The sequence below is a fragment of the Natronospirillum sp. genome (genome assembly GCF_022565775.1).
Classification (GTDB): Bacteria; Pseudomonadota; Gammaproteobacteria; order Pseudomonadales; family Natronospirillaceae; genus Natronospirillum.
The window spans coordinates 1-11384 of sequence record NZ_JAIUMC010000101.1; the positions used below are offsets into that span (position 1 = coordinate 1).

Below are 11384 nucleotides of genomic sequence, written 5' to 3' on the forward strand. Positions count from 1 at the left end.
AACTACAGCATGGGTGTGCGTGAGCAGATCATCTTCCCGGAGATTGAATACGACAAGGTCGACAAGCTGCGTGGTATGGATATCACCATCACCACGACCGCCCGTACCAATGAAGAAGGCCGTGCTTTGCTGAAAGCTCTGTCCTTCCCATTCCGCAACTGATCGGGAGACTGGAGAATGGCTAAAGAGAGCATGAAAGCACGTGAGGCAAAGCGCGCCAAGCTGGTTGCGAAGTATGCCGAGAAGCGTGCCCGCCTGAAGGCAATCATCAGCAGTCCCGAGAGCTCTGACGAAGAGCGCTGGGAAGCCCAGGTTGCCTTGCAGAAACTGCCTCGTGATGCGAGCCCGGTACGTCAGCAGCGTCGCTGCCAGATTACCGGCCGCCCACACGGGGTTTACCGTAAGTTCGGCCTCGCGCGCAATACACTGCGCAAAGAGGTTATGCGTGGTAATGTACCCGGCGTCCGTAAAGGCAGCTGGTAATCTTACTGCACGTTGATAAGCCGGGCTGAAACGCCTGTCTCGAAAGAGAAGGCCTTTAAGCCTGGCTGTACATGTGAGGAAAACTGCAAATGAGTATGCAAGATACGCTGGCCGACATGTTTACCCGTGTCCGAAATGGTCAGCAGGCAGGCAAGAAGACGGTCACCATGCCGGCTTCCAAGCTGAAGAAGGCGGTAGCCGACGTCCTGATCGAGGAAGGCTACATTGACGCCGCAGAAGTGTCTGAAAGCGCCAAGCCGGAACTGACACTGACGTTGAAGTACTTTCAGGGCAAGCCCGTTATTGAAAGTATCAAGCGCGTCAGCCGTCCGGGACTGCGTCGTTACAGCGCTTCCGACAAGCTGCGCAAGGTCTCTGGTGGACTTGGCGTGTCAATCGTGTCCACTTCCCGCGGTGTGATGACCGACCGAGCAGCCCGCAAGGCTGGCATCGGCGGTGAGATCATCTGCGAAGTATTCTAAGGGAGGTGACATATGTCTCGTATAGGCAATAAGCCCGTACAGGTCCCCAGTGGTGTGGATCTGAAGATCAACGGGAACTCGGTCACGGTAAAAGGCTCCAAGGGCGAGCTGTCTCTGGACCTTCACTCTGCTGTCAGCCTGAAACAGGAAGACAGTGTGGTTACCGTGATTCCGAATGATGGCTCCAAGCAGGCTCGCGCCATGTCAGGCACCATGCGTGCACTGATCAATAACATGGTTGTGGGTGTGACAGAAGGTTTCTCGAAGCGACTGCAGCTGAATGGTGTGGGTTATCGCGCCAAGGCCAGCGGCAAGTCACTGAACCTCACCCTGGGCTTTTCACACCCGATCGATTATGCCCTGCCCGATGGTATTACGGTGGAAACACCGAGCAATACAGAAATCGTGGTCAGTGGTGCAGACAAGCAACGGGTTGGTCAGGTTGCGGCAGAGATTCGCGCGTTCCGTGCCCCAGAGCCTTACAAAGGCAAAGGTGTACGTTATGCCGACGAATATATCCGTCGCAAGGAAACCAAGAAGAAGTAAAGGGTAGGGCATAGGTTATGAACGCGAAGAAAGCATCTCGTATCCGCCGGGCTCGTAAGAATCGCGCGAAGATTCGCGAGTCGGGCACTCATCGGTTGTGCGTTCACCGCACACCGCGCCATATTTACGCTCAGGTGATCTCACCGGACGGCAGCCAGATCCTGGCCAGTGCGTCCACGGTAGACAAGGAGCTGCGTCAGGGTCCGACCGGCAATGTAGAGGCCGCCGGCAAGGTGGGCGAGCTGATTGCCGAGCGGGCAAAGAAAGCCGGTATCGAAAGCGTGGCTTTCGATCGGTCCGGGTTCAGATATCACGGTCGGGTCAAGGCGCTTGCTGATGCCGCCCGGTCTGGCGGATTACAGTTCTAGAGGTGAATATGGCTAACGTTGAACAACAGCAGGCCGGCGAACTGCAGGAAAAACTGGTTCAGGTCAACCGCGTGGCCAAGGTGGTCAAGGGTGGTCGGATCTTCGGTTTCACTGCATTGACTGTCGTCGGTGACGGTAATGGCAAGGTCGGTTTCGGTCGCGGCAAGGCCCGTGAAGTGCCGGCCGCGATTCAGAAGGCAATGGACCAGGCACGTCGCAACATGGTTCAGGTAGATCTGGATGGGCATACACTGCAGTACCCGGTCAAGGCCCGTCATGGTGCCTCCAAGGTCTACATGCAGCCGGCCTCCGAAGGTACCGGTATCATTGCCGGTGGTGCCATGCGTGCGGTCCTGGAGATCGCCGGTGTACATAACGTACTGGCCAAATGCTACGGCTCCACCAACCCGGTGAATGTCGTCAGGGCTACCATCAAGGGTCTGAGCAATATGCGCTCGCCCGATGATGTGGCGGCCAAGCGTGGCAAGTCAGTAGAGGATATTCTGGGGTAAGTCATGGCCAAGAAGACAATTCAGGTAGAGCTGTTCCGCAGCCCGATCGCTACTCAGCCCAAGCACAAATTGTGTGTTCAGGGTCTGGGTCTGCGCAAGATCGGCCAGGTCCGTGAGCTGGAAGATTCTCCAGCTGTACGCGGTATGATCAATAAAGTCAGCTACATGGTACGTGTAGTAGGGGAGTAATCATGCATCTGAATGATCTGAGTCCTGCTGACGGTGCCAAATCGGTCGGCAAACGCGTCGGACGCGGCATCGGCAGCGGTCTGGGCAAGACCGGCGGCCGCGGCCACAAGGGTCAGAAGTCACGCTCTGGTGGTACTGTGAAGCCCGGTTTCGAGGGTGGACAGATGCCGCTGCAGCGTCGCCTGCCCAAGTTCGGTTTCAGTTCACGCAAGGCCCGTGTCACCGCCGAAGTGCGGTTGCATGAGCTGGCACGTGTCGAAGGTGATACGGTCGACCTGGCTGCACTGCAGGCTGCTGATGTGATCAATGGTCGCATCAAGTACGTGAAGGTGATCAATTCCGGTGAATTGAGCAAAGCCGTTACCGTCAAGGGCCTGGCCGTGACCGAAGGCGCCAGGAAAGCCATTGAGGCAGCTGGTGGAAAAGTAGAGGCTTGATGTGACTAGACAAGGTGCAATGCCATCCGGTGGACAGAAAATGGGCGGCGAGCTTGGTGGCCGTCTGTTGTTCGTGTTGCTGGCCATTCTGGTATATCGCATAGGTGCGCATATACCGGTACCTGGCATCAATCCGGACAGTCTGGCCGCCATGTTCGACGGGCAGCGCGACACCATACTGGGCATGTTCAACATGTTCTCGGGTGGTGCGCTGGAGCGCATGAGTATTTTTGCATTGGGGATCATGCCGTACATCTCGGCAGCGATCATCATGCAGCTGCTCACTGTGGTCAGCCCCTATATCGAGCAGCTGAAGAAAGAAGGCGAAGCCGGGCGTCGCAAGATGACCCAGTTGACACGCTACGGCACACTGATCCTGGCCATTGTTCAGTCAATGGCCATTACGGTTGGCCTGGCGGGTCAGGGCATCGCCTTCACCGACGCAGCGGGCAATGTGCCCTGGAACTTCTACTTTGTCGGCATGGTGACCCTGACGGGCGGTACCATGTTCATGATGTGGCTGGGTGAGCAGATTACTGAACGAGGTGTCGGCAACGGTATTTCGCTGCTCATCTTTGCCGGTATCGTTTCGGCGTTGCCTTCTGCCGTGGGCCAGTCTTTCGAGTCTGCGCGTCAGGGCGACATGAACATACTGCTGCTGTTGGCGATTGCGATTTTCGCCATTGCCATCGTGACCGTCATCGTCTTTCTGGAGCGCGGTCAGCGCAAGATCACGATCAATTACGCCAAGCGTCAGCAGGGTCGTAAAGTGTTCGCTGCGCAGCAGAGTCATCTGCCGCTGAAGATCAATATGGCGGGTGTTATCCCGGCGATCTTTGCCTCCAGTCTGCTGATTTTCCCGGCGTCTCTGGGCACCTGGTTTGGGGAAAGTGACAATCTGGGCTGGCTGCAGGACCTTACGGTCTACATTGCCCCCGGACAACCGCTGTACTATCTGATGTTTGCAGCGGCAGTCATTTTCTTCTGCTACTTCTATACAGCCATCACCTTCAATCCGAAGGATGTGGCTGAGAACCTGAAACGCAGCGGCGCCTTTGTTCCCGGTATTCGTCCTGGCGAGCAGACCGCTCGCTATGTCGATGGTGTGTCGTCACGCCTGACACTGTTTGGCTCCGGCTACATTGCCATCGTGTCCCTGGTTCCCCAGGGCATTGTGCAGGCCGCCGGAGCACCGTTCATATTCGGTGGTACGTCGATACTGATCGTGGTGGTGGTGGTCATGGACTTCATGTCGCAGGTCCAGTCGCACCTCATGTCACAGCAGTATTCGTCGTTGATGAAGAAGGCTAACTTGCAAGGCTATCGTCGCTGAGACGGTAGCGAATGGAGAATAAACGATGAAAGTTCGCGCATCTGTGAAAAAGATCTGCCGCAACTGCAAGATCATTCGCCGCAATGGTTCTGTGCGGGTGATCTGTACCGATCCGAAGCACAAGCAGCGTCAGGGCTGACCGGTGTGAGAGGAACGCTTGCTTTTTCAACAGGCAGGCGTTATTCTCTCGCGCCCTTCGTATCAGTGAAACACCAGCACCGGCGGTGCTGATAACCAAAGTAAACGGAGTAAACACATGGCACGTATTGCCGGCGTTAATATCCCTGACGCCAAGCATGCTGTGATCTCGTTGACCTATATCTTCGGTATTGGTCACACGACTGCTCGCAGCATCTGCTCGACGACAGGTATAGAGCCCGCGCGCAAGATGGGGGACCTCAGCGAAGAGGAACTCGACAAGATCCGCGCCGAGATCACCAAGTACAGTGTGGAAGGTGACCTGCGTCGCAGCACCCAGATGAACATCAAGCGTTTGATGGACATGGGTTGTTTTCGCGGCATCCGTCATCGCCGCAGTCTGCCTGTGCGTGGTCAGCGGACCAAGACCAATGCCCGCACTCGCAAGGGGCCTCGTAAGCCCATTAAACGTTAAACCGAATTACTGACAGGAAATCGAAGATGGCAAAGCCAGGTACGACTAAGTCACGGAAAAAGGTGAAGAAGCAGATTGGTGATGGGGTTGCCCACATCAATGCTTCGTTCAACAACACCATCGTGACCATTACGGATCGCCAAGGAAACGCCCTGAGTTGGGCGACTTCCGGTGGCTCCGGTTTCCGTGGTTCCCGTAAGAGCACCCCTTTTGCTGCCCAGGTCGCCGCCGAGCGCGCTGGTCTGGCTGCCCAGGAATATGGTGTGAAAAACCTCGATGTTGAGGTTAAAGGACCCGGACCCGGTCGCGAATCTGCCGTACGCGCTCTTAACGCGTGTGGTTTCAAGATCCACAACATTACTGACGTCACGCCGATTCCACATAACGGCTGCCGTCCGCCTAAAAAGCGCCGCGTGTAAGGGGGAGACAGCAACATGGCAAGATATTTGGGGCCAACCTGTAAGCTGGCACGTCGCGAAGGTACTGACCTGTTCCTGAAAAGCGGCGTCCGTGCACTGGATACGAAGTGTAAACTGGAAGCTGTACCCGGCGTTCACGGGGCCCGTCGTGGCCGCCTGTCGGACTATGGTCTTCAGTTGCGTGAAAAACAGAAAGTACGCCGTATGTACGGTGTGCTGGAGAAGCAGTTCCGCAGCTACTACAAGGAAGCTGCACGGCGCAAAGGCGCAACCGGTGAGAACCTGTTGCAGCTGCTTGAAGCCCGTCTGGACAATATCGTTTATCGCATGGGGTTTGGTGCTACGCGCGCCGAGTCCCGGCAGCTGGTCAGCCACAAGGCTATTCTGGTCAATGGTTCACCGGTCAACGTGCCCTCCTACCAGCTGAAAGCCGGAGATGAAATCTCCATCCGGGAAAAGTCCAAGGCTCAGCTGCGGATCAAGAACGCGCTGGATATTGCCGGCTCCCGAGCTCCCGTTGAGTGGGTTGATGTCGATTCCAACAAGCTGACAGGCGTAGTCAAGAACCTGCCTGAGCGCAGCGACCTGGCGCAGGACATCAACGAAAACCTCATCGTGGAATTGTACTCCAAGTAATCGAGACTGCTTTAAGGTAGGGGCATTTATGCAGCGTTTTATAAACGACTTTCTCATCCCGCGACACATCGAGGTGCAGGAGCTGTCGCCGACTCGGGCCAAGGTGATCCTGGAGCCGCTCGAGCGTGGTTTCGGCCACACGCTGGGTAGTGCCCTGCGTCGGATACTGCTGTCATCACTGCCGGGAGCCGCCATTACCGAGGCTGAGATCGACGGTGTGCTGCACGAGTACAGCGCCATTGAAGGTGTCAAAGAGGACGTCCTGGACATCCTGTTGAACCTGAAAGGCGTTGCCGTGAAGCTGCACGATCGTGACGACGCTACGCTGACGCTCAAGAAAGCGGGCAAAGGCGTGGTAACCGCGGGTGACATTCAACTGGACCATGGCGTGGAAATCGCCAACCCGGATCATGTCATTGCGACTCTGGCCGATAACGGCGCACTGAACATGACACTGCGTGTCTCCAGCGGCCGTGGATATCAGCCGGTTGAAAACCGGCAGGACGCCGACGAAGAAACACGCGCTATCGGCAAACTGCAGTTGGATGCCACCTTCAGTCCGCTGGTTCGCGTGGCCTATGCGGTGGAAGCCGCGCGGGTTGAGCAACGTACGGATCTGGACAAGCTGATTCTCGACATCGAGTCGGACGGCACGCTGGACCCGGAAGAAGCGATTCGCTTTGCCGCAACCATCCTGCAGCACCAGCTGTCCTCTTTCGTTGACCTCGAATCCGAGGCCCAGAAAGAGCCGGAAGAGGAAGAAGATCGCATTGATCCGATTCTGCTCCGTCCGGTGGACGATCTGGAACTGACCGTGCGTTCAGCGAACTGCCTGAAAGCGGAAAACATCTATTACATCGGTGATCTCATCCAGCGTACCGAAGTCGAACTGCTGAAGACGCCAAACCTGGGCAAGAAGTCTCTGACTGAAATCAAAGACGTTCTGGCTTCCAAGGGACTGTCTCTTGGTATGGTTCTGGAGTCCTGGCCACCGGCCAGCCTGAAGAACGACGACAAGGTACTCGGGTAAATAAAGAATCTGGAAGGAAAGAGCCATGCGTCATCGTAAATCCGGCCGTAAATTCGGCCGCACCAGCGCGCATCGCAAGGCCATGTTTTCGAACATGGCGGCGTCGCTGTTCGAGCATGAACTGATCAAAACCACCCTGCCCAAGGCCAAAGAGCTGCGTCGCACTGCCGAGCCGCTGATTACCAAGGCCAAGGTAGACTCCGTCGCCAACCGTCGCTACGCCTTTGATCGCCTGCGGTCCAAGGAAGCGGTGGGCAAGCTGTTCACCGAACTGGGTCCGAGATACGAAGCTCGTCCCGGTGGCTATATCCGCATTCTCAAGTGCGGGTTCCGCGACGGTGACAATGCGCCCATGGCCTATGTTGAGCTGGTGGATCGTCCGGTCGTTGAAGACGTCGAGGACGACGGCGAAGAATAAGCACCGGTTCATGGTGTGAAAATTCGTCAAAAAGGCCGCTTTTGCGGCCTTTTTTGTCTCTGAAAATATTGTAACCTGTTCCGCGCTTACAACAATAATGGCCTGTTACGGACATGAAATTGCGTACTCTACTGTTCAGTCTTCTATTACTGGTTCCGCTGCCTGTTTGGGCGGTTGATTATGCACAGGGTCAGTCCCTGCGCGTCAGTGCCACCAATGTAGTCATGCGCTCGGACCCTTGGCAGGGGGCGCCTGTAGTCGGCACGCTGCAGGAATATGACCACCTGACGTTTCTCGGTGAATACACGGTGGATCCGATTACCGTCACGGTACGTGGTGAACGGGTGACGGCACCCTATCTGCTGGTGCGTGCTGATGGGGGTGATGAAGGCTGGGTGTTCGGCGGTCTGGTGACCGGCGATCATGACGCCAACCTGCTGGCCGGCAAGCTTGATCTGCTCGGCGAAGGTGACAGCACGGAAGAAATCATCCGCCTGTATGGCCGAGATTATGTCACGCATGACCGACGCATGCGCAGCAGCTCCACCCAGGCGCTGCTGGACCGGCTTGAGGCCGACAAGGCATGGGAGTTCTATTACTTCCGCACCGGTGAGGGCGTTGTCTTCGGGCTGGACGACGACCGTATACTGTCCGTGCTGGTGCGCCAGGACGAGGTTACCGACGAGGGTCTGACGACCTACTGGCGAAGTGTGGAGGGCTTTCTGGAGCATCCTCTGCGCACCGAGTGCCATGCCACGTCTGCCCCAGCCAACTGTGATGACTATCTCCACTGAGCGGTGTGCGGGCCAGCATCACCAGACTCACCGAATCTGCCCCGGCAGCCCGCAGTGCCCTTGCCGCCTGACGGGCGCTGGCGCCCGTGGTGAAAACATCGTCCACCAGTAGCCAATGGCCGCCTGCCGCCTCGCTGGCGAAGGCCCGGTCTAGTGCCCGACGGCGCTCGGTACGGCTGAGGCCCTCCAGCGGAGGCGTCTCTCGAGTACGATAGAGCGGCTGACGCCGGGCTATGGCCAGATGTCGCGCCAGACTGTCGGCCAGCAGGCCAGCCTGATTGAACCCGCGACTGAGCAGGCGTGTCCGATGCATCGGCATGGCCACCACCTGATAGACCGTCATCGGGACTGCCTGATATTGCACGTCCACACGCCACTGGCGCGCCAGCAGCGCAGCGAAAGGGTCTGTCAGGGTCAATGCGCCCTGGTACTTCAGTCGCCTGATGAGGGCCGCCCAGGGCCCCTGAAAATCATGAATGAAGTGCAGCCGGTCCCAGGGATGGCCCTGTTGCAGGCACTGGCCGCAAATCTGGCCGGCATGACCGACCGGCGTCCCGCAGAAGCGGCAACCAGGGCCTTGGTTCGTAAAGTCTTCTTCGCAACCTGCACAGAAGCGGTGTCGCGGCGCGGGTGTGCTGCAGGCGGGGCAGCGGTCCATGGGAGAATCCTTCCTGTTGAATCAGTTCAGACTAGCGCAGACCGGATTGCCCCTGTGTAGAGTTGAGTTGGATGAAATTTGATCAATTGAGCGGCTGTTGATATAATGATCCGTAACAAGTGTCGACTTTGACGGGTAAAACTTTAATGGCCATTACTTCTGCGCTGAACATTGGTGCCCAAGGCATTCAGGGCGGAATGCAACGCCTTCAGGGCCATGCCTCTGATGTCGCACGCTTGAATATCGACTCTCAGCAAGGCTTGCAGCCGGCTGCGGACGGTGTCGACGCGCTGTCAGAACGGCAGCGGCCGAGTCTGCCGTCGTCCATGGTCGGTCAGATCGAGGCCAGCCATCTGGTCAAAAGCAATGCCCGCACCGTGGAGGTGGCCTCGGACACCCTCGGCACTCTGCTTGATGTAAAGGCGTGAGTGGGAGCACCATGCCATGTCCACAGTTACCGGTATAGCGCCACAGGCTGTCTTCCCCAGCGGGATGCTTGATCGCCCGCAATCCCCCGCTGTGCCGACTCCCCGGCAGGATAGCCTGCTGTTCAAGCCCGTGAATGAAACCGAGGCTGCCTCACGGTCCGAGAATCGCCGGGAAATCAATCCGGATGAACGACGCCAGGACAACCAGCGCGGCAGACGCCCGTCCTTTGCTGAAGGGTCGGCCCTGGACAGACTGCAGCCCAACAGAATCAGCCGGCAGGCGCTTGAAGCGGCCGATCGACAGGGCAAGCTCACGCCAGAAGAGGCTCAGCGCCTGGAAGAGCTGCAACAGCTTGAAACACGTGATCGCGAAGTACGCGCTCACGAGCAGGCGCACAAGGCAGTGGCGGGTCAGTACGCTGGCTCGATCCGCTATGAATTTGTTCAGGGGCCCGATGGTCGGCGTTATGCGGTGGCCGGAGAAGTGCCTATTGACCTGTCTCCCGCGCCTACTCCGGAAGAAACCATCAACAAGATGGAACAGGTCCGGCGCGCTGCACTGGCGCCCAGTGACCCCTCGGATGCCGACCGTCGTATTGCTGCAGAAGCCACGCAACTGATTCAGGATGCACGGGCCGAGGCACTGCGCCAACAGCGGGCGGAAGCCCAGGCTTCGTCGGAACTGCGCGAAACCGAGCGTTCACTCGAACAGACCCGTTTGGAGGCCGAGCGCACGGCTCGACAGGAACAGGAACGCGCCGCAGAGGATGAAGAAAGCGACGAAGCACTGGACGAGCGACGCGCAGCCGTGAATACTGAGGTCGAACTACGGTTGGCCAGGGTACAGGCCGCGATCACTGAACTGCTGCGCAATCAGGGTGCATCGCTGGATCAGGTGACTCTAGGCCGAAATATCAATTCCCAGATATAGGGAGCCATTGGCTCACCCCATCGGGTGCCGACGGCGCCCTTGGTGAGTTAAAAGTATGGCGCAAGTACCGTTCGAATTCCTGCACTCCAGTCTTCAGTCCGAAGTCCCGGGAGACCCCATTGTAACCTCCGGAGCCACCCTGACCTGGGAAGCCCCCGGCATCCTGACCATCGAGCCCCATGAACAGTCCCACCTGCCTGCTGCGATTGTCAGTGTGGGTGTGCACGGTGATGAAACGGTTCCGATTCGACTGGTGGACCAATGGCTGAGAGGCCTCGTGGACACCGGCTATGTCGTCAAGCGTCCATTTCTGGTGTTGCTGGCCAATCCTGCCGCAGTGCAGGCGGAATCGAGGTTCGTAGAGCACAACATGAACCGTTTGTTCAGTACCCAGAGTTCTGCGGGCGAGGACGAGGAAGTGCGTCGTGCACGCAGCCTGATGAGGGCAGTCAAGTGGTTTACCGATCGCTACCCGGACGGGCTGCACTTCGATATGCATTCGACCATCAAGCCCTCTGATCGCGAGCGCTTTGCCCTGGTGCCTCCTGATTGTGCCGAGCGCAACCTGACCAACCTGATGAAGTGGTTTCAGCGTTTCGAGGTGGATGCCTGGGTACAGAACCGGTCTGCCGCCGCGACCTTTGCCAGTTATTCCGCCAGACTGGGGTATCTGAGCGCCACACTGGAGCTGGGCCAGGTCAGTTCACTGGACGAGCCGCTGGATCGGTTTCTGCCGCTGATTGCCGAGCTGGACGGGCTTGCCAAAGGCCCCAGCACGCCCAGTGGACACATGACACAGGGCTATCAGGTGTTGCGTGAAATCATTCGACCCGAGGGTGGCTTCGAGGTGTGCCTGGAGGGGTTTGTGAACTTCCGCCCCCTGTCTGCCGGTACCGTGATTGCCCGCGGGGACACGGAAGAATGGGTCGTGGAACAGTCCGGTGATGCGTTGCTCTTTCTCAATGCCAAGGTGCCGGTGGGGCATCGGGTGGCGTTGGTGATTCGACCCAACCCCTAGGCGCACACTCTGGCAGGCCGTTACCGTCGCCAAGCTCGGGCACATACCTGTGAGACACGCAAAAAACGTCATCCCTGACAGCTCGACTC

General features: G+C 57.8%; 19 protein-coding genes and 1 pseudogene. 19 read left to right on the forward strand and 1 reads right to left on the reverse strand.

Translation table 11 applies throughout. The features are described 5' to 3' along the window. The 16 genes and pseudogenes from LAT62_RS14200 to LAT62_RS14275 form a co-directional block, all read left to right on the forward strand. Nucleotides 1-162: pseudogene (locus tag LAT62_RS14200) on the forward strand (50S ribosomal protein L5); the annotation flags it as partial. Nucleotides 163-177: 15 nt separating this feature from the next. Next, on the forward strand, nt 178-483 hold the full coding sequence (rpsN, locus tag LAT62_RS14205; RefSeq protein WP_293385304.1) for a 30S ribosomal protein S14: 306 nt from the start codon (nt 178-180) through the stop codon (nt 481-483). A gap of 89 nt (nt 484-572) precedes the next feature. Beyond that, entirely contained in the window at nt 573-965 is a 393-nt protein-coding gene (gene rpsH, locus LAT62_RS14210) for a 30S ribosomal protein S8 (RefSeq protein ID WP_293385308.1), read from the forward strand. A 12-nt stretch (nt 966-977) separates the two neighbouring features. After that, nucleotides 978-1511: a 50S ribosomal protein L6 gene (gene rplF / locus LAT62_RS14215; RefSeq protein ID WP_293385311.1), complete on the forward strand. Its 534-nt coding sequence runs from the start codon at nt 978-980 to the stop codon at nt 1509-1511. A 17-nt stretch (nt 1512-1528) separates the two neighbouring features. Then, a complete protein-coding gene (rplR, locus tag LAT62_RS14220) occupies nt 1529-1879 on the forward strand; it encodes a 50S ribosomal protein L18 (RefSeq protein ID WP_293385314.1) in 351 nt (116 codons plus the stop codon). A gap of 8 nt (nt 1880-1887) precedes the next feature. Then, a complete protein-coding gene (rpsE, locus tag LAT62_RS14225) occupies nt 1888-2391 on the forward strand; it encodes a 30S ribosomal protein S5 (protein ID WP_293385317.1) in 504 nt (167 codons plus the stop codon). Between the two features lie 3 nt (nt 2392-2394). Further along, entirely contained in the window at nt 2395-2580 is a 186-nt protein-coding gene (gene rpmD / locus LAT62_RS14230; protein WP_293385320.1) for a 50S ribosomal protein L30, read from the forward strand. A gap of 2 nt (nt 2581-2582) precedes the next feature. Next, on the forward strand, nt 2583-3017 hold the full coding sequence (rplO, locus tag LAT62_RS14235) for a 50S ribosomal protein L15 (protein WP_293385323.1): 435 nt from the start codon (nt 2583-2585) through the stop codon (nt 3015-3017). 19 nt (nt 3018-3036) lie between these two features. Beyond that, nucleotides 3037-4350 carry a preprotein translocase subunit SecY gene (gene secY / locus LAT62_RS14240; RefSeq protein WP_367120567.1) on the forward strand — a complete coding sequence of 438 codons (1314 nt, stop codon included), beginning with the start codon at nt 3037-3039 and terminating at the stop codon, nt 4348-4350. A 25-nt stretch (nt 4351-4375) separates the two neighbouring features. Next, nucleotides 4376-4489 carry a 50S ribosomal protein L36 gene (gene rpmJ / locus LAT62_RS14245; RefSeq protein ID WP_108126660.1) on the forward strand — a complete coding sequence of 38 codons (114 nt, stop codon included), beginning with the start codon at nt 4376-4378 and terminating at the stop codon, nt 4487-4489. A gap of 117 nt (nt 4490-4606) precedes the next feature. Beyond that, complete coding sequence (rpsM, locus tag LAT62_RS14250; RefSeq protein ID WP_293385337.1) at nt 4607-4963, forward strand: 30S ribosomal protein S13; 357 nt, start codon at nt 4607-4609, stop codon at nt 4961-4963. A gap of 26 nt (nt 4964-4989) precedes the next feature. Beyond that, nucleotides 4990-5382, forward strand: coding sequence for a 30S ribosomal protein S11 (gene rpsK, locus LAT62_RS14255; protein ID WP_293385340.1), 393 nt, complete (start codon nt 4990-4992; stop codon nt 5380-5382). Nucleotides 5383-5397: 15 nt separating this feature from the next. Next, complete coding sequence (rpsD, locus tag LAT62_RS14260) at nt 5398-6018, forward strand: 30S ribosomal protein S4 (protein WP_293385343.1); 621 nt, start codon at nt 5398-5400, stop codon at nt 6016-6018. A gap of 28 nt (nt 6019-6046) precedes the next feature. Further along, nucleotides 6047-7048, forward strand: coding sequence for a DNA-directed RNA polymerase subunit alpha (gene rpoA / locus LAT62_RS14265; protein ID WP_293385346.1), 1002 nt, complete (start codon nt 6047-6049; stop codon nt 7046-7048). A gap of 25 nt (nt 7049-7073) precedes the next feature. After that, nucleotides 7074-7466, forward strand: coding sequence for a 50S ribosomal protein L17 (gene rplQ, locus LAT62_RS14270; protein WP_293385349.1), 393 nt, complete (start codon nt 7074-7076; stop codon nt 7464-7466). Between the two features lie 113 nt (nt 7467-7579). Continuing rightward, nucleotides 7580-8260, forward strand: a complete 681-nt coding sequence (locus LAT62_RS14275) for a hypothetical protein (RefSeq protein WP_293385352.1) — start codon at nt 7580-7582, stop codon at nt 8258-8260. Here the strand turns inward: LAT62_RS14275 and LAT62_RS14280 are convergent. Beyond that, entirely contained in the window at nt 8142-8918 is a 777-nt protein-coding gene (locus tag LAT62_RS14280) for a ComF family protein (RefSeq protein WP_293385355.1), read from the reverse strand. The two genes, LAT62_RS14275 and LAT62_RS14280, sit on opposite strands and share 119 nt — an antisense overlap. A gap of 146 nt (nt 8919-9064) precedes the next feature. On the opposite strand from LAT62_RS14280, the gene LAT62_RS14285 reads away from it, so the two are divergent. Genes LAT62_RS14285 through LAT62_RS14295 form a run of 3 tightly spaced genes read left to right on the forward strand, consistent with a single transcriptional unit; the run spans nt 9065 to nt 11295 of the window. Next, nucleotides 9065-9346: a hypothetical protein gene (locus LAT62_RS14285; protein ID WP_293385358.1), complete on the forward strand. Its 282-nt coding sequence runs from the start codon at nt 9065-9067 to the stop codon at nt 9344-9346. A gap of 16 nt (nt 9347-9362) precedes the next feature. After that, entirely contained in the window at nt 9363-10277 is a 915-nt protein-coding gene (locus LAT62_RS14290) for a putative metalloprotease CJM1_0395 family protein (RefSeq protein WP_293385361.1), read from the forward strand. A 55-nt stretch (nt 10278-10332) separates the two neighbouring features. Next, on the forward strand, nt 10333-11295 hold the full coding sequence (locus LAT62_RS14295) for a succinylglutamate desuccinylase (RefSeq protein ID WP_293385364.1): 963 nt from the start codon (nt 10333-10335) through the stop codon (nt 11293-11295). The last annotated feature ends 89 nt before the right edge of the window (nt 11296-11384 follow it).